This is a genomic window from Roseovarius aestuarii (genome assembly GCF_019966515.1).
Taxonomy (GTDB): domain Bacteria; phylum Pseudomonadota; class Alphaproteobacteria; order Rhodobacterales; family Rhodobacteraceae; genus Roseovarius; species Roseovarius aestuarii.
The window spans coordinates 538,520-565,396 of record NZ_JAIMIB010000001.1; the positions used below are offsets into that span (position 1 = coordinate 538,520).

The window sequence follows — 26,877 nt, forward strand, 5'->3', positions numbered from 1 at the left end:
GCAAGCCACAATAATATTGCGCCCGAACCCATTGAATCTTGAAAAAAATAGCCGATTGCCGCAGAGTACCCGCAATCCGGGGCGTTAAGACCCTAAATTGAGGCGTGATCGGAAAGGCAGGTCACATGAAAAATCTAGGCTTATTCAAAGCTGCCCTCCTTGGGCTGGCGGTGGCGTTTGGACCATTCGCCTCTGCCGTAAGTGCAGAAAATATCACCGTAGTACGAAAAGGCACAAGTCGCGATCTGAACGTCGCGATGAACCGCGCCGTTGTTGTCGAAAGCGACACACCGTTCGCGGAGCTCAGCATCGCCAACCCGGCAATCGCCGACTTTTCGACCTTGTCGGATCGGACGATCTACGTGCTTGGCAAGACACCGGGGCGCACCACGCTGACTCTGCTGGATGCAACCGGTCGCCTGATCACCAATGTCGATGTGCATGTCACGCCGGACGTTTCAGAATTCAAGGAACGGCTGCGCCAGATCATCCCGAACGAGAAGATCGAAGTGCGCTCGGCCAACGACGGAATTGTCCTGTCCGGCAGCGTTTCCAGCATGGCGCGCATGACGCGGGCTCTTGAACTCGCCGAGCGCTACGCGCCGGAACGAGTATCAAACCTGATGGTCGTCTCTGGCCAGCAGCAGGTTATGCTGAAGGTGCGTTTCGCCGAAATGCAGCGTTCCGTATCAAAGTCGCTCAGTTCTTCGATTGGCATCTTTTCTCTCGGGAACGATCTGTCCCTTGGGACCGAAACTGGCACGTTTCTTGTGCAAGGCAACGGCGCACCGGCACTGGGAGGAAATGTTCTTCCCCCCGGCACGCAGGGCGCCTTGGGAGTGGACCTCAGCTTAGGTTCTACTCAGTTGTCAGTTTTGCTTGAAGCGCTTGAAAACAAAGGCATTGTCAGAACGCTGGCGGAGCCGAACCTGACCGCACTTTCGGGCCAGGAGGCGAAGTTTCTCGCTGGCGGTGAATTCCCGATCCCGGTGGATTCAGGTGATGACGGTATCGAAGTCGAATTCAAGCCTTTCGGAGTTGAGCTGAACTTCATCCCAAGAGTGGTTGATGAAAACATCATTAACTTGGAAATGGCCGCGGCTGTGTCCTCGATCGACACCACCAATAGCGTTACTGTCGGCCCGATACAGCTACCGGCCTTCCGCCGCCGCGATACATCGACAACTGTATCATTGCGCGATGGCCAGAGTTTCGCTGTAGCCGGTCTCTTGCAGGATGATTTCATCGACAACAACGCTCAAGTACCATGGCTAGGCGATATTCCGGTTCTCGGTGCGCTCTTCCGCAGCGCGGATTATCAGCGCTCGCAAACCGAGTTGGTCATCATTATCACGGCACATCTGGTTTCACCCACCAATGGTGACGCATACGCGCTCCCCACTGATCGGGTTAAACTACCGACCGAGAAGGATCTCTTCCTAAATGGTCGGGTCGCGAAGGATGTCAGAAACCGCGGTTCGGCCGGTGAAGTCGCAAAGCAAGACTTCTCCGGTTCGTACGGCTACGTCATGGAATGATAGAAAGGCAGGGGCAAATGAAATATCTTCTCGCAACTGCAGGACTTGTCGCACTCACCGCCTGTTCCCAACAGGGCCAGGTTTACCGGTCCTACCTCTCGGAAGCAGGATCGGTGGTCGACGGTGGCAATTTCGGCAACGCCGTCATGAACAACCACCTCGTTATGACGGGACAGCGGAGTTATGTCGAAAACCTCTCGAACCGGTTTTCGAACGAGGTGCTGAGCACGGTGAACTTCGCATTCAACTCGGCACAGCTGGATGCAGCCGCGCAATCGACATTGCGCGAGCAGGCACAATGGATCCGGCAATTCCCCGAGGTGCGTTTCAGGGTATACGGGCATACCGATGCAGTGGGCTCGAATAGCTACAACAAACGCCTTGGTCTGCGCCGCGCGCAGGCAGTCGTCAGCTACCTGGCAACGCAGGGGATCAGCAGGTCACGGCTTGAAGCGGTCGTATCCTTCGGAGAAACCCAACCTCTGATCGTCACGCAGGGTCGCGAACGGCGCAACCGCCGGACCGTGACCGACGTATCCGGATTTGTTGGCACCCACCCAGTTGTCATGGAAGGCAAGTATGCGCAGGTGGTTTATCGCGAGTACGTAGCAAGCGCGATACCGCCGACAAGTCTGGCAACCGTAAGCGACGGGGAAACCATCGTCGGAGACGGAGGCTAACCACAGACGGTACGAAATCTCCCTGCCCGGCAAGCGCCGGGCCACCTGAAAAACCCGCCGCCTGGCGGGTTTTTTTTGTATCTCAAAAACGCACAATTACGATCTTTTGGCCCAAATGTTGCCTAGATTTTAAGCCATTCTCGCTACAACGCCTTTGCGTTCCCCATGAAGTAAGGGGGCGTTGTGCAGTGAAACACGGCCGCAAACAGGTGAACTAAGTGCCGTTCAAAAGCCGCGCAATGCTTACAGGAATAGGATTTTTGGTACGATGACGAGCAGCGCGATACAACATCCAGATCCCAGCCCGATAGTTGCATGCACGATAAGCCGGGATGTTCAGAATTTCGATTTGCTAATCGAAGACATGGAAGCCATCCTTGGCGAAGCATGGGGCGATCTTGGCTTTTCCGAGGCGCTGGCCTTTTTCAACCAACCTGAAGCCGCCTCTCTCGAATTCGTGGCAATTGCCGTGGATGAGACCGACGAGGAAGACCTGTCGATGTTGGGGGAATTGATTTCGCTGGCGAAATCACACCGTATTAAAGTTATTCTTATCGCCGAAGATGTCAGCCCCGCCGCACTGCACCAGTTGCTACGGCAGGGAGCAGATGAGTTTGTCCCCTACCCGCTTCCGGAAAACGAATTGCAGGCCGCAATTGAACGTCTTCGCAAGCCCGACCCCGTGGCACATCCTGAACAAGCCCCGTTCAACACGGCCACCCCCGACAGCGAAGGCGTCTTATTTGCAACCCACGGCATGGCAGGCGGAACCGGCTCAACCACATTGGCGGTCAACCTCGCGTGGGAGTTGGCCAATGCCAGCGATAAGGATGCGCCCCGCGTCTGCTTGATTGACCTGGATCTTCAGTTCGGCTCTGTCGCGACCTATCTAGATCTGCCCCGTCGTGAAGTCGTCTACGAGATGTGGTCCGACACCGACTCGATGGATGACGATATCCTAAAACAAGCGCTTGTTTCCTTTGAGGAAAAGATGTGGGTATTGACAGCGCCGCCAGACATGCTGCCGCTTGATATGATCACACCGGAAGATGTTGGCCGGGTGATCGAGCTGGCCCGCAGCAAGTTCGACTATGTGGTTGTTGATATGCCGTCCACGCTGGTTCAGTGGTCCGAAACCGTGTTGACCGCGTCCCAGATCTATTTCGCCACCCTGGAATTGGATATGCGCTCGGCTCAAAATGTGTTGCGGCTTAAGAGAGCTTTGAAGGCCGAGGAACTGCCCCTTGAAAAGCTGCGTTTCTGTATGAACCGCGCCCCGAAATTTACCGATCTGAATGGCAAATCACGGGTCAAGCGCATGGCCGAAAGCCTGGAAATCGGCATTGAAATTCACCTGCCGGATGGCGGCCGCCCGATCAGCCAGAGCGCGGATCATGGCCTGCCACTAGCATCATCCTCAGCAAAAAATCCTCTGCGTAAGGAAATTGCAAAACTTGCCGTATCTCTTCACGAATTGGGGAAAAGTGAAGCAGAGGCTGCGTAAAAAGGTAATACTGGATGTTTTCAAGATACAAAAAGCCCACTGCTGTTGGTGACGCGAAAGCGACTGGCAAACCCGACGCAGACCAACCGCAAGCGACGGAAACCAAACCCGTTGGTGAGGCCTCGGCGCAATCTTTGCGCCGACCGGTTCAAGCGTCACCTGCTGCCGTTGCGCCGGTGGACAAAGAACGCAAACGCAAGGAGCGGCTGTCGGAAATCAAGCTCGACCTGCACCGGTCATTGCTCGACAATCTCAACCTTTCCGCGCTCGATTCGGCCAGCGAAGCAGATCTTCGCGCCGAAATAAGTTCTATCGCCAGCGAGGTTCTGGAAGAACAAAGTATTGTCCTGAACCGGGAAGATCGCGCGATCCTGACCCAGGAACTCTATGATGAGGTACGCGGGCTCGGCCCGCTCGAAACGCTTCTCAAGGATGATACGGTAAACGACATCCTGGTTAACGGCCCGCAGCAGATTTTCGTAGAGCGCGCCGGCAAGCTGGAACTCAGCGACATCACTTTCAAGGATGAAAAACACCTGCTCCGGATCATCGACAAGATTGTATCCGCCGTGGGCCGGCGCGTCGATGAATCCAACCCCTATGTGGACGCCCGTTTGCAAGACGGGTCGCGTTTCAACGCCATGGTACCGCCGATCGCGGTGGATGGCAGCCTGGTCTCGATCCGGAAGTTTAAAAAGGATAAGCTCGGGATTGATGATCTGGTGCGGTTCGGCGCCTTTTCCGAGGAAATGGCCGCCTATTTGCAGGCCGCCGTGGCCACGCGTCTGAATGTCATCGTTTCGGGCGGTACGGGTTCCGGTAAAACTACGACGCTGAACGCACTGTCCAGTTTTATCGACAATTCCGAGCGCATCCTGACCATTGAGGATACCGCGGAACTTCAGCTCCAACAGGTTCACGTGGGCCGGATGGAAAGCCGCCCCCCCAACGTGGAAGGCAAGGGCGAGGTTTCGCCGCGCGATTGTCTGAAAAACGCCCTGCGGATGCGCCCCGATCGTATCATCGTGGGTGAGACGCGAGGTGAAGAAGTGATCGACATGCTGCAGGCCATGAACACAGGCCATGACGGCTCGATGACGACGATCCACGCCAACAACCCACGCGACGGCATCAGCCGTTTGGAAAACATGGTTGCGATGGCCGGGATCGAAATGCCGCTCAAGGCGGTCCGGTCGCAGATTTCCTCGGCCGTGAACCTGATCGTGCAGGCCAGCCGCTTGCAGGATGGCTCGCGCCGGATGACCTCGATCACCGAAATCACGGGCATGGAGGGCGAAGTGATTTCCATGCAGGAAATCTTCCGTTTCCAGCGTGTCGGGCTGACCTCGGATAATAAGATTGTCGGTCATTTCACCGGCACCGGCGTGCGGTCAAACTTTACCGAGCGTTTCCGTCTGTGGGGCTACGACCTGCCTCCCAGCATTTTTGAACCCATCGCAGCGGAGTAAGCGATATGACAATCAGTGCAGAACCGATTATCTACGGTCTTATTTTCGTTGGGGTTCTGGTCCTTGTAGAAGGGCTGTATCTTACCGTTTTTGGCCGCTCTATTAGCCTGAACAACCGCGTCAATCGCCGGTTGGATATGCTCGATAAGAGCGGCAACCGCGAAGAGGTGATGGAAACCTTGCGCAAGGAAATGCAGCAGCATCTCAAGGCACGCAAGATTCCGCTTTATTCGATCCTGTCCAACAAAGCCCAGAAGGCGGCGATTGCATTCACTCCGAAGCAATTGGTGCTCTTGATGATCGGCGTAAGCATACTCGCCTTTCTCGGTCTTTCGGTCGGCACTGCAACCTCTGTACCGGTCCGCGCACTGGTGTCGGTGGCCATGGGGATCGGCGGTGTATTCACCTGGATCAACATGAAGGCAGGCAAACGCATGGCCCTGCTGGAAGAGCAGTTGCCAGACGCCATCGAACTGATGGTTCGTTCACTCAAAGTCGGGCATCCGTTTTCCACAGCACTGCAGGTCGTTTCAAGCGAAGTTCCAGATCCACTGGGCACGGAGTTCGGCATTATTTCCGACGAAGCCGCCTATGGCCGCGATATCGGCGAGGCTCTCAAAGACATGGCGGAAAGACTGGACATGCAGGATATGCGCTTCCTAGCGGTCGCAGTCGCCATCCAGCAGCAATCCGGGGGTAACCTTGCCGAAATCCTGGCTGGCCTGTCCAAGGTGATCCGCGCCAGATTCCGTCTGTTCCGCCGGGTCAAGGCCATCACCGCCGAGGCGAAATGGTCGGGCAAGTTCCTGTCGGGTTTCCCGATCCTGGCGCTCATCGGCATCCAGCTGATCAAACCCGACTACTATGATGAGGCGATGGAACATCCCTGGTTCATCCCCGCCTGCCTGGTCGTCGGCACCTTTCTGGTCGTAAACCTGCTCGTCATGCGCGCCCTTGTGAACATCAAGGTCTGAAAAGGAAATTCCGATGAAAGTTACCTCTCAGATGTTTGATTTTCTGGGGCCTTTTGGCCCTCTGATCGCGGTCGGCACGCTTGGTCTACTGATGATTCTGATCACCGTTCCGATACTCCTAAAGGGGCGTCAGGATCCTCTCGACAAACTGAAAAAAGCGTCGCGGTCAGGCGTCGTCGAACAACCGGATCAGAAGAAGCGTCTGAGAACCGGGTCACGCAACGAAAAACTGGACAAATACGCCAACTTCCTCGAACCGCAGGACGAGAAGGCCTATTCCCAGATCAAGCTGACGCTATTGCAGGCGGGCTATCGCCATCGCGATGCGGTTCGGTTCTTCCACTTTGCACAAATGGCTCTGGGGATCGGGTTTCTGGTCCTCGGTGTGATCTATTTTCTGCTGTTCCAGTCTGATGGCGAGACATCCACACAGCAGGTCGTTCTCTATATCCTCGGGCCCGGCGGCGTTGGCTATATGCTGCCCAAATACTGGGTAACCAAACGCCAGCAGCAGCGACAGGAAGAGATCACCGACGGGTTTCCCGACTCGCTGGATATGATGCTGGTCTGTATAGAAGCGGGTCAGTCGATGGATCAATCGATCATCCGTGTGGCGGGCGAAATCCGTGCGTCCTATCCCGCGCTTGCAGAAGAGTACGAGATTGTCGCGCAGCAAGTCAAAGCAGGCCGCGACAAGCCTTCCGTTCTCAACGAAATGGCCGAGCGTTGTGGCGTGCCGGATATATCAAGCTTTGTGACGGTTCTCGTGCAGTCCCAGACCTTCGGTACGTCGATCGCGGATGCGTTACGGGTCTATGCTGGTGAAATGCGTGACAAACGGGTCATGCGCGCAGAAGAAAAAGCCAACAAACTGCCGACCAAGATGACATTGGCGACGATGATGCTTACAGTTCCACCATTGCTGATCATTCTGGTTGGCCCGTCGATCCTGGGGATCATGAAACTCTTCGCTATGGGCGGGCCGTGACAAAGAGGCAAGATGAGGAAAACGGGGGCGTTTCTGGCAATGTGCCTGGCCTTGGCTGCGTGCAGCAAAGGCCCTTCTGACGACAATCCCTTTGCGCCGGGCGTGAGTAAAAGGGGTGAGGCCGTCGATGGCCTGATCGTCGGCAATCGGTTGATGGCAGCCGGGGAATACGATCTTGCGCTCGACGCGTTCTCGCGTGCAGCGTTGGTTCACGGCATGACTCCGGATGTTCTCGCCGGATTGGGCACCGCAAATCTGGGCCTGGGACGTCTGGGGCAGGCCGAAGAGTTATTGCGCCAGGCCCTCGAACAGGACGAAAAATCCCCTGAAATCTGGAACAATCTCGGCGTTGTGCTGATCGAACAGGGCAAAAATGCCGAAGCTGAGCAGTTTTTTCGCCGCGCGTACGCGCTCGATGATGGCGAAAGTGACTCAATTCGTGATAATTTACGCTTAGCACTCGCAAAAACGGAAAATTCTGATTATGGTGAGGCTCAAGAACAAGACTACAAAGTGGTACGGCGGAGCAGCGACGAATATCTGATCCACAAGATACCATGATTGAGGCCGAGGCAGTAAAAGGACGCAAAAATGCGCCATCCCATTCTCCTAACGCTTTGCGTGACAGGTGCATTTGCGCTGTCAGCTTGTGACAAGAAATCAACTGAAGATGTTGACCGGGCATTTCAGGACGTCAATGTAATTGACGAAAGCAATCTGAATGACGTTATGCTAAGCGCTGCTGACCCGAACGAAGCGGTCGCCTATTTCCAGCGCGCAACGGCTCAGGATTCGGATCGCATTGATCTGCAACGAGGTCTGGCAGCATCGCTGGTACGCGCCAAGCGCACGACGGAAAGCGTGTCAGCCTGGCGTAAGGTGACCGCTCACGAGGACGCGACGAATGCTGATCGCGTCAATCTCGCCGATGCGTTGATCCGAAATAACGACTGGGCTGAAGCGGATAAAATTCTGGATTCTATCCCGCCCACATTCGAAACGTTCAAGCGCTACCGCCTTGAGGCCATGATTGCTGACAGCAATCAGGAATGGGAAAAAGCTGACAGCTTTTATGAAATCGCGGTGGGTTTGACCACTCGCCCCGCTGCTGTAATGAATAACTGGGGATATTCCAAGCTGACACGCGGAGATTTCCCCGGTGCCGAGCGCCTGTTCTCGGATGCCATCCGGCAGGACAAATCGTTATTTACCGCCAAAAACAACCTCATCCTCGCCCGTGGCGCACAAGGTAACTATGCCCTGCCAGTGATCGACACCACACAGATAGAGCGCGCCCAGCTTCTCTATACACTTGGGCTATCAGCCATAAAACAAGGGGATACGGCAATTGGCAAAGGTTTGCTGAGGGATGCAATCGACACCCATCCGCAGCATTTTGAAGCTGCCGTCCGTAGCCTGCGGGCACTGGAAGAGAACGTGGCGAACTAATCTGGCAGGCTCACCCGATGCTGTTGAATATTACCTCTGCCGAAGCGTTGTGGTTTCTGCCCTTCGTGCTGCCGATCTGCATCTGGGTCGCCTGGACCGACCTTAGCCTGATGCGCATTCGCAACAAGGCGGTTGTTGCGTTGGCCTGTATCTTCCTGGTTGTCGGCCTGATCGCCCTACCGTTTCCCGAATACCCGTGGCGATTGGCAACGATGGTCGTAGCCTTGCTTATCGGCATCGTCATGAACGCAGCCGGCCTGATGGGCGCTGGCGACGCGAAATTCATCGCCGCCGCAGCACCTTTCATCGATCCTGGCGACCCGGTCATGCTTTGTCTGATTTTCGCAGCCAATCTGCTTGCATGCTTTACCGCCCACCGAATTGCCAAACACACAGCTCTGCGCAATCTCGCACCAAATTGGGAAAGCTGGTCGCGGGGGCGCAAGTTTCCAATGGGTTTTTCACTTGGCAGTACATTGGCAATCTACCTGTTTCTGGGTGTAATATACGGCGTTTAAACAATTTTTTCTTGCCGAAGCTAAATTTCTAGAAAAATTTGGCTCGAGCCTGCCCCATCATCTCCACAATTTCTGCACCTTTCGACGGCATAACTAGCGTTGTGCCCGTGCGCGCAGCCGGGCCCTGTTCTGTTGTCGTGTAATAAAAAGCGGGCCGAAACAAATGAATATGCAAGTGACCCCAGGTGTTCAACCACCGCCGCCGCCAGTCAGCCTTGACGAAATGCGGCTGCCGATCGTTATGATGCGCGACATCCTGATCAAAACCATGTTCCGCAAGAACATCGACCTCGTGTCCGAACTTTCTCAGGCTATTTGCCTGCCCCGCGCTGTCACCCAGGAACTGGTCGATCAGGCCCGCACGCAAAAACTGCTTGAGGCGACGGGCACGCTCAACGCCAATAGCGGCGGTGAAATGGGTTATCAACTGACCGATGCCGGCAAAGCCCGCGCACTGGATGCCCTCGCCCAATCGGAATATTTCGGCGCCATGCCGGTACCGCTGGCGGTTTATCGCGAACAAGTCAAACGCCAATCGATCCGCAATATCCAGATCACCCGCGATCAGCTGACCGGCGCCATGGGTCACCTGATCCTGCCCGACAGCTTACTTGACCATCTGGGCCCCGCCGTAGGCGCTGGTCGTTCGATCCTGATGTACGGCCCCCCGGGCAACGGTAAATCCAGTATCTCGAACGGTATCCGCGATGCGATGGGCGACAAGATCTTTGTTCCCCGTGCGATCGAATATTCCGGCCAGGTGATCACCGTCTATGATCCGATCGTACATTCCAAAGCCGAGGAAGAGGTCGATGATCCCAATTCGCTGCGCCGCCGCCGGACATTTGATGCACGCTATGTCAAATGCGAACGACCCACGGTCATTACCGGCGGTGAACTAAGCCTTGATATGCTCGACCTGGTCTATAACCCGACCGCGCGGACTTATCAGGCACCGCTACAGCTCAAATCCACCGGCGGCATCTTCATCGTGGACGACCTTGGTCGTCAGGCCGAGCCGCCGCAGTCGCTGGTCAACCGCTGGATCGTTCCACTGGAGGAATCAAAAGATATCCTGGCGTTGCAATCCGGTGAGAAATTCGAAGTACCGTTCGATACGTTGGTGATTTTCTCGACCAACTTCCACCCGAATGACATTTTCGATAACGCCGCTCTGCGCCGGATCTTTTTCAAGATCAAGATCGACGGACCGACACAGGAAGATTTCCTCAAAATCTTCGCCATGGTCGCGAAAAAGCGCCAGATGCCGCTAGACGAAACCGCCCTGGTGCATCTGCTGAAACAGAAATACCCGACGATTGAAAACGTCTATGCGAACTACCAACCGATCTTCCTGATCGATCAGATGATCTCGATCTGCGAGTTTGAGGGAATTCCCTATCAGATGACGCCGGACTTGATTGATCGGGCCTGGGCCAACATGTTCGTCAAGCAGGAGAAAATCGCCCATTAGAGCGCGAACCGAAAAGTGGAAAACGGTTCTAAAAATAATTTGTGCATGAAACAAAGCCGCGGAGCAGGCATGTGATTCAGATTTCTCCGACAGCGCTATAAGCCGACTTTTATTCGACATGCCGGCAAACTAACCTGCCGGCATGTCATTCTTGCCACCGCCCTTTTCAGACTGGTTTGCTACTCGCGGCTGGACGGTTCATCCCCACCAGCGCGACATGCTGGCCCGGTCGGATGATCCGGCGCTGTTGCTCATCGCACCAACCGGCGGTGGCAAGACATTAGCTGGTTTCCTGCCGACACTTGTCGATCTTGCCACAACGTCGCGCGATCACGATGGGATCCATACGCTCTACATCTCGCCGCTCAAGGCTCTTGCGGCGGATATCAAGCGCAATCTTCGAACCCCGGTTGACGAAATGGGCTTGCCAATTCGCATCGACGATCGCACCGGCGACACACCCGCCAGCCGTAAGAAACGGCAGCGAGCCGATCCCCCACATATCCTTCTGACAACCCCCGAAAGCCTCGCACTGTTGACCTCGTATGAGGACGCACCACGCATGTTCGCGGGCCTCAAGCGGGTCGTGGTCGATGAAATCCATGCCTTGGCCGACTCGAAACGCGGCGATCAGTTGATACTGGCGCTGAGCAGGCTTCAGGTCCTGTGCCCTGACATGCGCCGCGTGGGCCTGTCGGCCACGGTGGAAGACCCGTCAGCCATGGCCCGCACCCTCGCCTGCCATCCCGATCCCTGCGAAATCCTTGTTGCCGATCCCGGGCCCGCTCCGGACATCACAATGCTCGACGCAGTAGAGCCACCACCCTGGGCCGGAGGTGGTGGCGCCTACGCCATCCCCGCCGTTATGGCGCAGATCCGACAGCACACCACCACTCTTATCTTCCACAACACCCGAGCTCAGGCGGAAATTTTCTTTCATAATCTGTGGCTTGCGAACTCTGAAGGCCTACCGATCGGCATTCATCACGGCAGCCTTGACCGGCAGCAGCGCGAGCGCGTAGAAGCCGCAATGCAGCGTGGTGAACTGCGCGCCATCATCTGCACAGGAAGTCTTGACCTGGGCATCGACTGGGGCGATGTCGATCTGGTCATTCAGGTGGGCGCCCCGAAAAACGTTAAACGGCTTGTGCAGCGCATCGGCCGGGCCAACCACCGCTATAATGCCCCCTCCAAGGCCATTTTGATACCAGCAAACCGGTTCGAAGTGGTCGAATGCCACGCTGCTTTGCAGGCTGCAAAAGATCATGATCTGGATGGCGACTCGCGGGGGCCCGGCCCACGAGACGTGCTCTGCCAACACATCCTGATCCGCGCCTGCGCCGGTCCCTTCGACGCTGATCAGCTTTACCGTGAAGTCACAACCGCTGGGCCCTACACTGCTCTCACCCGGGCAGAGTACGACGATTGCCTTACGTTTTGCGCGACCGGCGGTTATGCGCTGCGCGCCTACGACCAGTGGCAACGCCTTCTGCAACGCCCGGATGGCCAATGGCAATTGCGCGACCCGCGTGCTGCACAACTCATAAGGATGAATATTGGCACCATACAGGATAGCGACAAACTCAAGGTCAGGCTCCGGCGCACCCGTGGGGGCAAGCCGCTGGGTGAGGTGGAAGAAGGGTTCGCCGCCTCGCTGACGCCCGGCGATACCTTCCTGATTGGTGGCCAGATCGTGCGCTATGAAGGCTTACGCGAGATGACGGTCGAAGTCAGTCGCGAGCGGGGGCGCAAGCCCAAAGTCGCGGTGTTCTCCGGCACCAAATTTGCCACCTCCACACAGCTCAGCCACCGCATTCTTCGCCTATTGGCTCAGGATGACTGGCCAGATTTACCGGATCACACCCGCGACTGGCTGAGGCTGCAGCGTGACATCTCGCAGCTTCCGCAAGCGGGCCAACTGCTCATCGAAAGCTTCCCTCACAACAAGCAGGAACATGTGGTGATCTATGGCTTCGCGGGCCGCAATGCGCAGCAGACTTTGGGCTTGATTCTGACCAAACGCATGGAGGAGCTGGGCCTCGATCCATTGGGCTTCGTCTCGACCGACTACGCCACGCTGATCTGGGGGCTGGAGCCGCTAAACGACGCAGCCCCACTTTTTACACCCGCCGCACTTCGCGAGGGGCTAGACAGTTGGTTAACGGGTAACACGTTGATGAAACGTACCTTTCGCGCCTCTGCCACGATTGCGGGGCTGATCAACCGCAACTCTCCACAAGCGCGAAAATCCGGCAGGCAAGCAACGTTTTCGTCGGATATCCTCTATGACACATTGGTCAAATACGACCCCGACCACCTGTTGCTACAGGTCACAAGAGAAGAGGCGATGCGCGGTCTGATTGATTTTGGCCGGATCGAAGAGATGGTCGCCCGTGTTGAAAACCGCATTGAGCTGCGACGATTGCCTCGCGTCACACCGCTTGCGGCGCCTCTTTTCCTGGAAGCAGGAAGGACACCGGTGGACGGCACCGCGCAAGAACGCCTGCTGGCCGAAGAAACCGAACGTCTTATGCAAGCCGCTGGACTGACAAGCTGACCCTTGCCCCGGCGCGCTAGCTGGGCAAGATACCCGGACATGAACGGACACGATTTCACCTTTGCCGACACAACGCTGACGGCGCTTGGCTCGGGAGCGCTTTATTGGCGTGCACAAGAGCTTATCTGCGTCTCGGATTTGCACCTTGGAAAGTCGGAACGCCGTGCCCGGCTGGGCGATGCAACGCTGCCCCCCTACGAGACACAGGATACCCTGTCACGGATTGAAGCCGACCTGCACAGATCAGGAGCAAAAACCGTTATCTGCCTTGGCGACAGTTTCGATGATGCAGCCGCTGTCGACGCAATGCCTGAGCAGACAAAGATATGGATTACGCAATTGCAGGCTGGTCGGCGGTGGATCTGGATCGAGGGCAATCATGATCCCGGTCCGATTAATCTGGGCGGCACGCACCTGGCCGAGTTCAAGATTGACAACCTGGCTTTCCGCCATATCGCGGACCCACATCAAAAAAACGAAATCTCCGGACATTACCACCCTAAGGTGACGCTCGCCACCAAAGGCCGCAGCATCACGCGCCGCGCTTTTCTGATCGACGCTTGCCGTGTCATCCTGCCTGCCTTCGGCACCTATACCGGCGGGCTGCGCAGCAGCCACGCGGCGCTGCAATCGCTGATGCGGCCGGACGCCCTCGCTGTCATGACTGGCCCGACCCCGCGCCCGGTGCCAATGCCGCGTTAAATCAATCCGGCTCTTTCTAGATTCACACGGTATTTTCGACTGACCGGGATCTGCTCCCCGTTCGCCAGCACCACGTAGAGTTTTTGCGTATTTTGGCGCTCGACTCTGACAATGGCATCATGCGCCACCCAATGCGAGCGATGTACGCAATATCCGATGACCGGTTCCATTTCAGCGATTGCATCCGTCAACCGCATCCGTAGTGATGTAATACCATTCACTGTTGCAATTTCCACGAAATGGTCATTCGCGGTCAAACGCAAGATTTGACCGTGCATCCCGGGTTCCAGGCGGCGCAGAATGCGGGGGGGATGCGCCCTTGAGGGCTGTACTATAGGTTCAGTCGCCGTTTCGCGAACAATATCAACGGGCGGGCCCTCAAACCCCGGCATCACCCTGCGACCGACGACGATGACCGACGCGCATAAAATCACGTAACCGGCAACTACCGAAAGCGGCATAAGGTCCGTTTCCGGAATAAACCGGGCAATACGTGTGAATCCCCAAATCACCGGAGTAATCACAAGCAGTATCAACACAATCATGACCACATCCAGCAGGACCGGTCGGCGTATTCCCACCAGCACAATCGAGACCGCCCGGATAGCATATCCAATCACGACTGAGACGCTGACAATCACCAGCCAATACACGGCGCGCATCGGCCACTCGGCGATCACGGATGTACCGAAGGGACTGGCGATCGTCGCGACGATAATCGAGGCCAGCCAGATAAACACCGTCAGCGGTGAAAAAAGCGTCTGGAAAATTACCGCCAAACTGTGTCTGATTTTAACCCTCAAGGGCATTTCGCCATCGCACTTACTATCTTGACGTGTATTATCATGGGATTTTCCCCTGCACCAGCCATTCCCACCAGTTGTCACTGACATTACAGTTCCCTCATGAACCAACGTAAGCAATGGGAAAGAAAGCCGAAATGTCCCCTCTGAGTCAGCAACGCATTCGCGAAAGTTTCGCCGGGCAGTCAATGATGCAAACGCTGGGGGCAACGTTAGAAAGGGTTGATCAAGGGAATGTCGAAATTCACGCGCCAATCTTACCTGGCAGCCGTCAACAACACGGCTTTGCGCATGCCGCGCTGACATTCGCGATCGGCGACAGCGCCGCAGGGTATGCCGCCCTCTCGATGATGCCCGAAGGGAACGAGGTGTTGACGACAGAAATGAAAATCAACCTGCTGGCACCTGCCAAGGGTGCGTATCTGATTGCACGGGGCCGGGTCATCAAACCGGGCCGCCGTCTCGTCATCGTGCAATCAGATGTATTTGCAATCGACGATGGCCGCGAAACTCATATCGCCCTGTTGACCGGTACAATGATCCCGATCGCTGTAGCGTAGAAGGCCCCGGACAACCCCGGGGCCGCAAATCGTGTCGGATATGTTTTTCGGATCGTCAGGCCGTCAACCCTTCAGGCTCGGACAATCCATTAGCGCGGCAGCAGGCTGTCACTGTATTGGCAAGCAGGCATGCAATCGTCATCGGACCAACCCCTCCTGGGACGGGAGTGATGGCACCTGCAACATCCTTGGCGCTGGCGAAATCGACATCACCGACGAGGATATTTTTCCCATTCCTCTCGATCCGGTTAATGCCAACGTCGATAACCGTTGCCCCCGGTTTGATCCAGTCACCCGGTACCATTTCAGGACGACCCACGGCGGCAATCACGATGTCGGCGCGACGGACAACATCCGGCAAATCCTTGGTGCGGCTATGGGCAATCGTCACCGTGCAGCTTTCGCCCAGCAAAAGTTGCGCCATCGGCTTGCCCACGATATTGGAGCGTCCGATAACTACGGCATCCTTACCAGACAGGCTGCCAAGGTGATCACGAAGCATCATCAGGCTGCCCAGCGGTGTGCAGGGCACCATGCTTTTCTGCCCGGTACCCAGCAGGCCAACATTCGAGATGTGAAATCCGTCAACGTCCTTTTCCGGAGCGATCGCATTGATCACCTTGTCGGCATTCATATGATCCGGCAGCGGCAGTTGAACCAGTATGCCATGCACATCGCGATCATTGTTCAGCTTGTCGATCAGCGTCAGCAGCTCAGTCTCGGGTGTATCGACATCCAGTTTGTGCTCGAAAGAGTTCATGCCGACCTCAACGGTCTGTTTGCCTTTCGAGCGCACATAGACCTGGCTGGCCGGGTCTTCACCCACCAGAACCACTGCCAGACCTGGCGTTATGCCGTTTTCCTCTTTCAACCGGTTCACATGACCCGTTACCTTTTCGCGTACGGACGCGGCAAAAGCCTTGCCATCAATAATCTGCGCCGTCATTCCATCGTCCTTATACTGTCACATCTTTGTGGGATGGTGGGCGGGGAGATGGGCCCGAGGGGCCCGAGCGTCGCCCCGCCATCCCAATCAGAACAGGCCTTCGATCTGGCCACCTTCGTTCAGATGAATGTTTTCCGCCGCTGGCGTGCGTGGCAGGCCGGGCATGGTCATGATCTCACCGCAGACCACGACGACAAATCCCGCGCCAGCACTCAAACGTACTTCGCGCACTGGTACCGAATGACCCGTCGGCGCACCGCGCAAATTGGGATCGGTGGAAAAACTATACTGTGTCTTGGCCATGCAGACCGGCAGATTGCCATAGCCCTGCTCTTCCCACAGCTTTAGCTGGTCACGGATTTTCTTGTCCGCAAGCACCTCGTCGGCGCGATAGATACGCTTGGCGACCGTCTCGATCTTCTCAAACAAGCTCATCTCGTCGGGGTAAATCGGCGAGAACTGCGATGTGCCACTTTCGGCCACCTCGGCCACGCGACGGGCCAGAGCCTCGGCTCCTTCACCACCCAGTTCCCAGTGGCGAGACAAAATCGCCTCCGAGCCTTGTGCTTTGGCAAACTCGCTGACCGCCGCCACCTCTGCGTCAGTGTCGGTCACAAAGTGGTTGACCGCGACCACAACCGGCACACCGAAACCTTTCAGGTTTTCGATATGGCGGCCCAGATTGGCACACCCGTTCTTGACCGCTTCGACATTTTCTGCGCCCAGATCAGCCTTGGCCACGCCACCGTTCATCTTCATCGCGCGGACCGTGGCAACCAGCACCACACAATCGGGGGCCAGTCCCGCCTTGCGGCACTTGATGTTCATGAATTTCTCGGCACCCAGATCGGCCCCGAAACCGGCTTCCGTCACCACATAGTCGGCGATCTTCAGCGCGGTCGTGGTCGCGGTGACCGAGTTACAACCATGAGCGATGTTGGCGAACGGACCGCCATGCACAAAGGCCGGGTTGTTTTCTAGCGTCTGCACCAGGTTTGGCTGCATCGCATCCTTAAGCAGAACTGTCATCGCGCCTTCCGCCTTGATATCACGGCAGAAAACCGGGCTGCGGTCGCGCCGATAGGCCACGATCATGTCGCCCAGACGTTTCTCAAGATCCTGCAAATCCTTAGCCAGACACAGGATCGCCATGACCTCGGAGGCCACGGTGATGTCAAATCCGCCCTCCCGCGGGAAGCCGTTGGCCACGCCACCAAGCGAGACATTGATCTGTCGCAGAGCGCGATCGTTCATGTCGACAACCCGGCGCCACTGCACCCGTCGCACGTCGATTTCCAGCTCGTTGCCCCAGTAGATGTGGTTGTCGATCATCGCGCTCAGCAGCGAATGCGCCGAGGTGATCGCGTGAAAATCGCCGGTGAAGTGGAGGTTCATATCCTCCATCGGCACAACCTGCGCATAACCACCGCCAGCGGCGCCACCCTTCATCCCGAAATTCGGCCCAAGCGACGCTTCACGGATACAGATCATCGCTTTCTTGCCGATCCGGTTCAGACCGTCACCCAGCCCCACGGTCGTGGTGGTCTTGCCTTCACCTGCCGGGGTCGGATTGATCGCAGTCACGAGGATCAGCTTGCCGCTTTTGTTGCCCTGAACCGAGTTGATGTAGTCTTGGCTCACCTTCGCCTTGTCATGGCCGTAGGGCAGCAGATGTTCCGTGGGAATCCCCAGCTTGTCACCGATCTCCTGGATCGGCTTTTTCTGCGCTTCACGCGCAATCTCGATGTCGGATTTATAGCTCATTTCTTGTCCTCGTTTGGGCAGCCGGGCTGAAGTGTCGAACCGGGTGTACCGAGTCTTCCACGGTATACAGAACGCAAATCCGACATATCCCACACCTGTTGCGTCGGCAACCCAAGCCAAAGTTTCCCATCGGAAACAGTGCTGCCCTGAAAAAACAGGGGAATTCAGAATCCGAGGCTGATCTACTCGGCGCGATCCAGGCTATCGTGAATATGCGCCCAAGCCCGCTGGTCAGGCACATGCAGGCGCAACTTATCGCCCAGGTGCAAAGGCCCCTCACGCTCGACCCAGGCGGTCACACCCCTGCGCCCGGTTGCCGCCGGTTTGAAGGCCTTGCCATACCCCGGCTTGTCCTTGTCAATTTCCTTGGCAGGATAGATGCAGGGCCGGTTCTGCATATCGATCACCAGGGTCGTGCCCGCGGCACTTTGCAACCTTGATGAAGGCGGCACATGACTGAAATCCGGAATGCCCGCTATCACCAGTGACGCACCAAGCCATGTGGGCGCCAGCACATCGACGCCGATTTCCGATGCGATCACCGCCATTTCCTCGGCTGAAACGATCGAAAATTGCCGCACGTTACGGATTTCCGTGCCTTCAGGATGTTGGTCGCGCACCCGTACACAGGCCGCACGGGTCAACCCGCCGTGAACTTCGCCTTCTACCCCGGCAAAGGTCGCCTCGACCATTTCCAGCGGCACCGAACGAATACCCTCGCCACCCCGCTCCACCCGCCCCAACCAGGTTATCCTTGCGGTGAATTCCGTGGGCAAAAGTGCAGGCATCGTATGCTCTCCGGGTTAGATGTCCCGCGTAGCTTCCCGCCCCCGGCGACAGGCGTCAAATGACAAATTGTGAATGCAAGTGGCAAATGTAGTGGGCAGCGTCCTCAATTCACCTTTACAGAAATACTCCGAGGTTCAGAGCAACGCCCCTGGCGCAGAACTGAACTGCGTGATCGCTAGCGACCTCGGTTCAGTAAGAACCGCCGCAAGGTCACACCGTCAGGGTGAAGAACATCCGCCGGAACGGGAACAGGACAGAGCCGTCCTTACGCACCGGATAGGCCGCATGCATGACCTCTTCGTAGCGCGAAATCATGTCGGCCTTTTCCTCGGCATTAAGCGCCTCAAGGATGGGACGAGCATAAGTGCTCTCGGTGAACCGGCGCACGGGGTGGCTTCCCTCTTCGGCACCAAGGCGCTGAAAATACTCGGTTTCCCAAAGCCGGAATTGTCCCATCGGGGCCAGAAGCTCTTCGTATTTCACCGGCGCCATCACACCGGGGGTGCCCATTTTCTCAACTCGGTCGGGATAAAGCTCCTCAGCAAGGCTGAGCCAGACCCGATGCGAGGGCGACTTGTTCTGATGCGGCATCTGCACCGCCAGCGTACCACCCTTGCCCAATATCCGTGCCAGACGCGGCAGCAGCTGTTCGTGATTGCCAACCCAATGCAGCGCCGCATTGGAAAAAATCATTCCCGGCGTGCTGCGCGGATGCCAATCGCGGATATCTGCCTGCTGTAATGTCGTGTAACCCTTGGACTGCCGCGCCTTGGTCAGCATCGCCGGCGAGGCATCCACGCCAATAACCGAACGCCCTGCGGCGCGCGCCGCCAATGCTTCACCCAGTGCGCCATTGCCGCAACCCAGATCAACCACGTCACCGGCACCCATCCGCCCAACCGCATTAAGCAGATCCAGCCCGGGCCGCAGGCGCAGGTCGTGGAACCGGGCGTAGGCTCCGGGATTCCAGTCAGAAGATCGCGCAGTATCACTCACGTTGATGGCTCTGGCTCCAACCCGCCATCGCCACGGCGCGATTTGGGTTTCGTCTTGGGTATTGCCGTAACCGACGGCGCTGTTCCATCATCGGGCGTGTCGCCGTCATCATCGGCTTCCGGCGGTTCGCCCTTGATTACGCGCACAATCTGTTCGCCGGTCAGCGTTTCATATTCCAGCAAACCCTTGGCCAGACGCTCCCATTCTTCCTTTTTGTCGGTCAGAATCTCGAAGGCTTTGGCATAGGCGTCGTCGATCAGGCGCTTGACCTCATCTTCGATCAGTTCCTTGGTCGCCGCCGAGATCGAGAACCCGCCAGCCGCATTACCCATATATCCTTCGTGGGCCTGTTCGTAATCGACATTTCCAACCTTGTCGGACATGCCCCAGCGCAGCACCATCGCCCGCGCCAAGCCGCTGGCCTGCTGAATATCACCCGCCGGCCCGTTCGACACATCGTCAGGCCCGTATTTGATGATCTCCGCGGCTTTGCCCGCCATGGTCATCGCAAGCTTTTCCTCGCATTCTGATTTATGCCAGTTCAGCCGGTCAATCTCGGGCAGGCTGACCACCATGCCAAGCGCGCCACCGCGCGGGATGATCGTGGCCTTGTAGACCGGATCGCATTTCGGCAGCGTAAGTCCAACAACCGCGTGACCGGCTTCGTGATACGCGGTTTTTTCCTTCTGGTCGTCGGTCAGCACCATTGATCGGCGCTCGGCGCCCATCATGACCTTGTCCTTGGCGTTTTCAAAGTCATCCATCGTCACAAACCGGCGTCCGACACGGGCAGCGGTTAACGCCGCCTCGTTCACCAGGTTCGCCAGATCAGCGCCCGAGAAGCCAGGCGTCCCACGGGCGATGATCCGCAGATCCACATCCGGGCCCAGCGGTGTCTTGCGCGCATGCACGGCGAGGATCTTTTCGCGACCCTTGATGTCTGGATTAGGTACCGTCACCTGACGGTCAAACCGGCCCGGGCGCAGCAGCGCCGGATCCAGCACGTCCTTCCGGTTGGTGGCGGCGATTATGATCACGCCCTCATTGGCCTCAAAACCATCCATTTCCACCAGCAGCTGGTTCAGTGTCTGCTCGCGCTCGTCATTACCGCCGCCGTAACCCGCACCCCGGTGGCGACCCACGGCGTCAATCTCGTCGATGAAGACGATGCAGGGTGCGTTTTTCTTGGCTTGTTCGAACATGTCACGGACACGGCTTGCGCCGACACCCACGAACATTTCCACGAAATCCGAGCCCGAGATGGTGAAGAACGGCACCCCCGCCTCACCGGCAATGGCCCGTGCCAGCAATGTCTTACCGGTGCCCGGTGGGCCCACCAGCAACGCGCCCTTGGGGATTTGTCCGCCAAGGCGCGAAAACTTTTGCGGATGACGCAGGAATTCGACGATTTCCTGCAGCTCTTCCTTGGCTTCGTCGATACCGGCCACGTCGTCAAAGGTGACACGGCCCTGCTTTTCGGTCAGCATCTTGGCCTTGGACTTGCCAAAGCCCATTGCACCGCCCTTACCGCCGCCCTGCATGCGGTTCATGAAATATATCCACACCCCGATCAGCAACGCAAAGGGTAGCAGCGACAGCAAGAAGGTCTGGAAACCCGATTGCTCCTGACTTTCGGCGGCAACCGGGATACCTTTTTCGATCAAAAGCTGGGTCACCTCGGCGTCCTGCGGTTTGACCGTGATATATTCCTTACCGTCCGCATCGCGGAACCGGACATTTTCACCATCCAGCGTGACCTGGCTGATCTTGCCATCCTCCAACGCGCTGATGAATTCGGAATACTTCAGCGTCTTGCTTTGCAGCGTGTTGCCCGAGCCACTGAACAGATTGAACAGCGCCAGGATCAGCAGGAACAAAACAAGCCAAAAGGCGACATTTCTCGCGTTACCCAAGGAAACTCTCCCATGAAATCGATCGGACCCGCGTCTAGCACAAGACCCACCTGTCTTAAATAGAGATCATTACTCGATCTTCAACGTCATTCTATAGCATCTTACGAGCATAATAATGAGGCAAAATAGCCTTCTTCGTGGCGGATCAGCTGCGCGACCCAGCTATTACCGTGATTTGCCAACGGTGCCGCGACCAACTCGCCACCTCGCCAGACCGCTGGGCCCGACAGTTGCGAGGCTTCCGGCAGACCCGCCAAACGCCAATCGGGGCATTGTCGTAACCCTTCTGGACCAAGCGCCCCGATCTTCAAATCATCTGTGCTGATATCGCCTGTCAACCGCCATCGCGCGTCCCAGACCTCCCCGATATCGACACGCGATTCTGTAACCGCCTGGTATTCCCGAATGACCCTCAATCGATCAGGCTCTATGATCACCTGACACCCCTGCAAGGTCATGCCTGTCCCGTCGCGGATTGCCGCCATAAGCAATTCGATCGCTCGTCCGCGCGCTGAATACTCGGCATTGCTGATCCATTTCAGGACCGATTGAATCAGCCGGCGCGCAACCTCGTGCGGCAGCGCATCAAATTCTTGACGTGTGATCAGAATGTCGCCCGCCTGAAAGGTCACCAGGTCGCGGGCGGCCTGAAAAACATACCAACCGAGCGTCTTTCGCACATCGGACATATGCCGCGCCACCGCGGTCAGCGAAGCGGCGTTAATGCCCAATGGTGCCAGCGCCGCAAGAACCTGACGGGCGCGAACCCGTTCATAGGCGTCGTCTTCATTGGTCGGGTCGTCGATCCAGCGCACACCGCGATTGCGCAATTCACTCCGAAGCTCTTCCCGACTAACCTCAAGCGCTGGACGACAGAACACGACCTGCCCCTGACGCCGGGATGGTGCCATGGCCGATAAGCCATCTACCCCCGCCTCTCGTGCCAGTCGCATCAGAAAGGTTTCTGCCTGGTCATCGGCAGTATGACCCAAAGCGACGTGGCTGATCCCACGATTGACGGCCCAGCTTTCAAGCAATCGATACCGCGCGCGCCGTGCCTGATCCGGCAGATTACCACGGCCATCCCAGCCACCCCAGATCAGGCAATCGTGGCTGATACCCAGACGTGCCGCGTGTTCGGCAACCTGTGCGGCCTCATCCGCAGATTCCGGCCGCAATCCGTGGTCTACCGTAACCGCGTGCAGCACCGGGCCGTCCTGGTCGGCCCAGTCACGTAGCAGATACATCAGCGCCAGCGAATCACTGCCTCCCGATACCGCGACACCAAGCCGAACGGGGCGATCAGGCAAAAATGCGCTGGCGATACGGTCGATCAGCGACGTGTTGCCCCTTGCGGTCACTGACAGCCCAATTGTCCCATCTGGGTCTGCGCCTGCGGCGCCACCGCATCCTGCGGGAATCTCACTCCGACCTCGCTCAGCGTCACACAGGCCTGGTCAGTCTGCCCCAGTTGTCCCAGAATAGCGCCAAGCCGGTACAACGCTTCCGGCGCAAGCGGTCCGGCCTCATTCGTACTGAAGAGATCAAGATAGGCGCGCCCCGCCTGCTTCAGATCACCGGATTTTTCCAGCGCCTCGCCCCGCATCAACCCTGCTCTTTCAGTCAGAGGACCACCGGGATAGGCCTGCTGAAACGCCGCGAGCTTGGTTGCGGCAACTGCATAGTCACCCGCTGTCAAAGCTGCCTCTGCCGCCTCGAAATCAGCTTTCTCACTTACCGCCAGTTCAGGTCCGTCTTCGGGCAGAGTAGCATCATCGTCTGCTGGTAAAATCACGGCATCGGTGCCGCCATTGGTCGCGGGTGCCACGCCGCCCAGTGTATCGCCGGTCTCAAGCGTGCTGACATCGCAGCCGCTTTCAAGCTCACACAGGCGAAATTCAAGATCGCCAACGCGGTTCGTGCCATCGGTCACCACCCGGTCGATGCGAAACTCCAGCTCTTCGGTCTTGGAGATAAGGCGTTGCAGTTCACTTTCGATCGCACCCAGTCGATCAAGGGCCGAGCCACCCACCGCAACATCGCCAGAGGCGCCGGTGGTGCTGAGCTCGCGCTTGAGCCGCTGCACTTCGACATAAAGGATCGACAACTCCTGGCGGATGTCCGCCAGGGTTTCGTCATTCTGCGCCTGTGCCCCAAGGGGGCTGACAACGGCCAACAAAGCCAGAACAGTAATAAATCGGCGCATCTTCTTCCTCCGCGCTTAACTGACCGGCACGACTGAAACCACGGTCACCGCCCGACGGTTCTTCGCGTAGCAGGCCTCTTCACTGCAAATCTCGATCGGGCGTTCCTTACCGAAGCTCACCACTTTCAGGCGGTTCGGCGCTACACCACGGCTCACAAGATATTCCTGTACCGAATTTGAACGCCGCGCTCCAAGCGCCACGTTATATTCCCGTGTACCCTGCTCGTCCGCATGACCTTCGATCGTCGCGTTAAATTCAGGGTTCGACGTCAGCCATTGCGCCTGCCCGTCCAACGTAACCTGTGCCTGCGGTGTGAGCGTCGACTGGTCAACCTGGAACAGTACCCGGTCGCCCACAGTCTGTTGGAAATAAAGCGGTGATTTTGGATCCTGTGCGCTGCCCGGCTCAAAGGCGCCGCTGCCCGCGCCACCGGCACCGCCATTCGCACCACCGAACCGGTCGGCATTGGTACATGCCGCCAGCGCCAGACCGGCGCATAGCAATAGTGTCTTGCTCAGATATGTCATGTTGTGCCCCACTCGTTTGTTTCATTGCCCTAGTGCCTTCTATCATAGCCCGCACGCCATGAAAACGCGCGTCCCACCTAATTTTGCAACGGAGACCAAGCCGGATCGCTGGCGCCCGACTCGGTCGTGACCGGTTTCAGGTTCCGACCGCTGATATCCACCGAATAAAGCCCGGCCTTGCCTGCTGCGCCCTGGGTTTCGCGGGTAAACATGATCACCCTGCCATTGGGTGCCCAGGTCGGCCCCTCGTCCAGAAATGACGCCGTCAACAGCCGCTCTTCGCTGCCATCGGTTCGCATCACCCCGATATGGAAACGCCCCTTCGATTGCTTGGTAAAGGCCACCAGGTCACCGCGCGGCGACCAGACCGGTGTGCCATAGCGCCCCTGACCGAAACTGATCCGCCGCGCCTCGCCGCCACCCGACGACATGATGTAAAGCTGTGGCGTGCCCGAGCGGTCAGATTCAAACACGATCTGGCTGCCATCAGGACTGAAACTAGGTGCCGTTTCGATTGATGGAGTTGTCGTCAGCCGTGTCGCTGAACCGGACGCGATGTTCATAGCAAAAAGGTCGGTATTGCCGCCCTGGGTCTGCGAATAGACGACCGTTTGCCCATCAGGGCCAAAGCGTGGCGCAAAGCTCATCGTGCCTGCCTGCGTTTCCAACACACGCCGATTCACGTTAGCGATATTCAACACATAGATGCGCGGCTCGCCGGTTTCATAGCTTGTGTAGAGAATGCGATCGCCGGTCGGGGAAAATCGCGGCGCCAGCACGATGGCCGCGCTGTCGGTCAGATATTTCACATTGGCCCCGTCATAATCCATGATCGCCAACCGCTTGGCGCGTTTATCCTTGGGGCCACTTTCCGCGACATAGACAACCCGGCTGTCGAAATAGCCGCCCTCACCGGTGATGCGGGAATAAACCTGATCTGCAATCTTGTGGGCGATACGCCGCCACCCATCCTGGGTTCCGACCAGTTGCTGCCCCTGCCCCAATTCCTGACCTGCGAACACGTCATAAACCCGGAACCGCACCACCAACTTGCCCTGACTATCAACGCTGACAGCACCGGCAATAAGTGCCTGAGCGTTGATCGCCTTCCAGTCGGCGAACTGTACCGGGCTTGAAAAGCTGGTGATCTGGCTGATGAACGCCTCCTTTGGCAATTCCCGAAAAAGTCCGGTTCCGCTCAGATCCGCCGCGATCACCCGCGCTATGTTACGCCCAAACTCCGCTCCCGCGCCCGAGTCTGCCACAAAATCCGGCACCGCGTAGGGCAAGGGCTCGATCACACCCTCGTCAATCTCGATTCGAAGCGGACCGGGGCTCTGCGCGGCGGCAGGGGCGATAAACAGCGTCAGGGCCATTAGGAGCGTAAGAAACTGTTTCATCATTTGATCCTCATTTTTTCGGGATTGAATGTCATCTCAATATCGCGCCAATGGTCATACTTGTCGCGGGGAAGATCGAAGCCTTTGGCCCCGCAGCGCAAAACCGCCCGGCGCGCGGCCTCATATGCCTTGCTGACCGCTGCGCCCGATCCGCCGGTGGCGCTTAGCTGTGTTACGGATTGGGGTTTTCCATCCTGGGTCATTTTGACGCCCACCACCACGGTCACCTGCAACGCGTCGGTGCTCAGGCTGCCAACGTTCCAGCATTGCTTGACGGCAACGCGCAGCGCATCCTTCTCACCACGGGTCAGCGGTGGCCCGCTTGGCGCGGCTGTCCCGGTTTCACCACCTCCCAAAGCTTCGGCAAGTGCGTCATTGACCGAACTGCTGTCGGTCCGCGGTTCAGTCACCTCGGTGTCGGGTTGGGCCGTTTGTACCGGCTCCACCGGTTCGGTCGGTTCTGGCCGCGACGGGCGATTTTTTGGCCGTAACGAGGTTACCGGAGCCTGCGCAGGCTCTTCGGCTTCCGTCACGATCTCGGTCGCGGCCTCCTCAGGCGCGGTGGCTTCGGTTTCTTCACGCGGGGTTTCTGCGGCTTCATCAGGCACGGTCTCGGGCTGGGCAACCTCGTCCACCTGCGTCTCAGGTTCGGGTTGGGCGACCGGTTCCGGTGCGACCCGTTCTGCCGCCCGCGGCTTGGGTTGCTCGGCCACCTCGGGCACCAACACAGCAACATCTTCAGCGGGCGGCGTCAGTTCCGGTGCCTCATCGCTGACCTCAGCTTCGGGAGGTGGAGCCAACTCACTTACATCCGGGCTCTCGTCCGGTGGTGCTGTTTCAGCCTCTTCGGGCTGGGCAATCTCGGGCGAGCTATCGGCGGCAGTGCCCAACTCAGGTGCACTGTCCTCAGCAGGCGCTTCCGGCGTCGTGATATCCACTGCCGTATCCGGTGCCTCCTGCGGTGCGACCAGGGCCGCGTATTCCTCGCCGGAAATCGCCGTCACTTCGGTCACCTCAAAAGGCAGCGGCTCGGATTTGAACACGCCGCCCAGCAAGGCCCAGCTGATCAGGGCCAGATGCCCCGCCCCGGATATGATCTGCCCGGTATTCATCTCTCTG

24 protein-coding genes are annotated in these 26,877 nt (G+C 57.6%); 13 read left to right on the forward strand and 11 right to left on the reverse strand.

The window, feature by feature from the left end:
• The first annotated feature begins 125 nt into the window (after positions 1 to 125).
• From LC334_RS02515 to pdeM, 12 genes are all read left to right on the forward strand, one after another.
• On the forward strand, positions 126 to 1,538 hold the full coding sequence (locus LC334_RS02515) for a type II and III secretion system protein family protein (protein ID WP_085798635.1): 1,413 nt from the start codon (positions 126 to 128) through the stop codon (positions 1,536 to 1,538).
• Between the two features lie 17 nt (positions 1,539 to 1,555).
• Complete coding sequence (locus LC334_RS02520) at positions 1,556 to 2,218, forward strand: OmpA family protein (protein WP_085798636.1); 663 nt, start codon at positions 1,556 to 1,558, stop codon at positions 2,216 to 2,218.
• A 268-nt stretch (positions 2,219 to 2,486) separates the two neighbouring features.
• The gene (locus tag LC334_RS02525) at positions 2,487 to 3,722 is read left to right on the forward strand and encodes an AAA family ATPase (RefSeq protein ID WP_085798637.1); all 1,236 of its coding nucleotides are present in this window, start codon (positions 2,487 to 2,489) and stop codon (positions 3,720 to 3,722) included.
• 14 nt (positions 3,723 to 3,736) lie between these two features.
• Positions 3,737 to 5,191 carry a CpaF family protein gene (locus LC334_RS02530; protein WP_085798638.1) on the forward strand — a complete coding sequence of 485 codons (1,455 nt, stop codon included), beginning with the start codon at positions 3,737 to 3,739 and terminating at the stop codon, positions 5,189 to 5,191.
• 5 nt (positions 5,192 to 5,196) lie between these two features.
• Entirely contained in the window at positions 5,197 to 6,165 is a 969-nt protein-coding gene (locus tag LC334_RS02535; RefSeq protein ID WP_085798639.1) for a type II secretion system F family protein, read from the forward strand.
• A 13-nt stretch (positions 6,166 to 6,178) separates the two neighbouring features.
• Complete coding sequence (locus tag LC334_RS02540; RefSeq protein ID WP_085798640.1) at positions 6,179 to 7,153, forward strand: type II secretion system F family protein; 975 nt, start codon at positions 6,179 to 6,181, stop codon at positions 7,151 to 7,153.
• A 12-nt stretch (positions 7,154 to 7,165) separates the two neighbouring features.
• Positions 7,166 to 7,714, forward strand: coding sequence for a tetratricopeptide repeat protein (locus tag LC334_RS02545; RefSeq protein WP_085798641.1), 549 nt, complete (start codon positions 7,166 to 7,168; stop codon positions 7,712 to 7,714).
• A 30-nt stretch (positions 7,715 to 7,744) separates the two neighbouring features.
• Positions 7,745 to 8,602, forward strand: a complete 858-nt coding sequence (locus LC334_RS02550; protein WP_085798642.1) for a tetratricopeptide repeat protein — start codon at positions 7,745 to 7,747, stop codon at positions 8,600 to 8,602.
• A gap of 17 nt (positions 8,603 to 8,619) precedes the next feature.
• Positions 8,620 to 9,120 (forward strand): prepilin peptidase, encoded by a 501-nt coding sequence (locus LC334_RS02555; RefSeq protein WP_085798643.1) that lies wholly within the window; start codon positions 8,620 to 8,622, stop codon positions 9,118 to 9,120.
• A gap of 163 nt (positions 9,121 to 9,283) precedes the next feature.
• Positions 9,284 to 10,594 carry a P-loop NTPase family protein gene (locus LC334_RS02560; protein ID WP_085798644.1) on the forward strand — a complete coding sequence of 437 codons (1,311 nt, stop codon included), beginning with the start codon at positions 9,284 to 9,286 and terminating at the stop codon, positions 10,592 to 10,594.
• Positions 10,595 to 10,736: 142 nt separating this feature from the next.
• Positions 10,737 to 13,151 carry a ligase-associated DNA damage response DEXH box helicase gene (locus LC334_RS02565; RefSeq protein WP_085798645.1) on the forward strand — a complete coding sequence of 805 codons (2,415 nt, stop codon included), beginning with the start codon at positions 10,737 to 10,739 and terminating at the stop codon, positions 13,149 to 13,151.
• A gap of 39 nt (positions 13,152 to 13,190) precedes the next feature.
• On the forward strand, positions 13,191 to 13,853 hold the full coding sequence (pdeM, locus tag LC334_RS02570) for a ligase-associated DNA damage response endonuclease PdeM (protein WP_085798646.1): 663 nt from the start codon (positions 13,191 to 13,193) through the stop codon (positions 13,851 to 13,853).
• On the opposite strand, the gene LC334_RS02575 is transcribed toward pdeM, so the two are convergent.
• Entirely contained in the window at positions 13,850 to 14,632 is a 783-nt protein-coding gene (locus LC334_RS02575) for a LytTR family DNA-binding domain-containing protein (RefSeq protein WP_176237601.1), read from the reverse strand. The two genes, pdeM and LC334_RS02575, sit on opposite strands and share 4 nt — an antisense overlap.
• Before the next feature lie 161 nt (positions 14,633 to 14,793).
• On the opposite strand from LC334_RS02575, the gene LC334_RS02580 reads away from it, so the two are divergent.
• Positions 14,794 to 15,216, forward strand: a complete 423-nt coding sequence (locus tag LC334_RS02580) for a PaaI family thioesterase (RefSeq protein WP_085798798.1) — start codon at positions 14,794 to 14,796, stop codon at positions 15,214 to 15,216.
• Positions 15,217 to 15,271: 55 nt separating this feature from the next.
• Here the strand turns inward: LC334_RS02580 and folD are convergent, their stop codons facing one another.
• The 10 genes from folD to LC334_RS02630 all read right to left on the reverse strand — a co-directional run bounded on the left by folD (position 15,272) and on the right by LC334_RS02630 (position 26,870).
• Positions 15,272 to 16,162 carry a bifunctional methylenetetrahydrofolate dehydrogenase/methenyltetrahydrofolate cyclohydrolase FolD gene (gene folD, locus LC334_RS02585; protein ID WP_085798648.1) on the reverse strand — a complete coding sequence of 297 codons (891 nt, stop codon included), beginning with the start codon at positions 16,160 to 16,162 and terminating at the stop codon, positions 15,272 to 15,274.
• A gap of 87 nt (positions 16,163 to 16,249) precedes the next feature.
• Positions 16,250 to 17,926 carry a formate--tetrahydrofolate ligase gene (locus tag LC334_RS02590; RefSeq protein ID WP_085798649.1) on the reverse strand — a complete coding sequence of 559 codons (1,677 nt, stop codon included), beginning with the start codon at positions 17,924 to 17,926 and terminating at the stop codon, positions 16,250 to 16,252.
• Positions 17,927 to 18,108: 182 nt separating this feature from the next.
• Entirely contained in the window at positions 18,109 to 18,714 is a 606-nt protein-coding gene (locus LC334_RS02595) for an MOSC domain-containing protein (protein ID WP_085798650.1), read from the reverse strand.
• 211 nt (positions 18,715 to 18,925) lie between these two features.
• The gene (locus LC334_RS02600; protein WP_085798799.1) at positions 18,926 to 19,606 is read right to left on the reverse strand and encodes a methyltransferase domain-containing protein; all 681 of its coding nucleotides are present in this window, start codon (positions 19,604 to 19,606) and stop codon (positions 18,926 to 18,928) included.
• Between the two features lie 101 nt (positions 19,607 to 19,707).
• A complete protein-coding gene (gene ftsH, locus LC334_RS02605; RefSeq protein WP_085798651.1) occupies positions 19,708 to 21,624 on the reverse strand; it encodes an ATP-dependent zinc metalloprotease FtsH in 1,917 nt (638 codons plus the stop codon).
• 101 nt (positions 21,625 to 21,725) lie between these two features.
• On the reverse strand, positions 21,726 to 22,985 hold the full coding sequence (gene tilS, locus LC334_RS02610; RefSeq protein WP_085798652.1) for a tRNA lysidine(34) synthetase TilS: 1,260 nt from the start codon (positions 22,983 to 22,985) through the stop codon (positions 21,726 to 21,728).
• Positions 22,982 to 23,830: a tol-pal system protein YbgF gene (gene ybgF, locus LC334_RS02615; RefSeq protein ID WP_085798653.1), complete on the reverse strand. Its 849-nt coding sequence runs from the start codon at positions 23,828 to 23,830 to the stop codon at positions 22,982 to 22,984. Before ybgF ends, tilS begins: the two co-directional genes overlap by 4 nt.
• Positions 23,831 to 23,845: 15 nt before the next feature.
• Positions 23,846 to 24,358 (reverse strand): peptidoglycan-associated lipoprotein Pal, encoded by a 513-nt coding sequence (gene pal / locus LC334_RS02620; protein WP_085798654.1) that lies wholly within the window; start codon positions 24,356 to 24,358, stop codon positions 23,846 to 23,848.
• Positions 24,359 to 24,435: 77 nt separating this feature from the next.
• On the reverse strand, positions 24,436 to 25,758 hold the full coding sequence (tolB, locus tag LC334_RS02625; protein ID WP_370737934.1) for a Tol-Pal system beta propeller repeat protein TolB: 1,323 nt from the start codon (positions 25,756 to 25,758) through the stop codon (positions 24,436 to 24,438).
• Positions 25,758 to 26,870: an energy transducer TonB gene (locus LC334_RS02630; RefSeq protein ID WP_085798656.1), complete on the reverse strand. Its 1,113-nt coding sequence runs from the start codon at positions 26,868 to 26,870 to the stop codon at positions 25,758 to 25,760. The genes tolB and LC334_RS02630 overlap by 1 nt, the downstream gene beginning before the upstream one ends.
• Between the last annotated feature and the right edge of the window lie 7 nt (positions 26,871 to 26,877).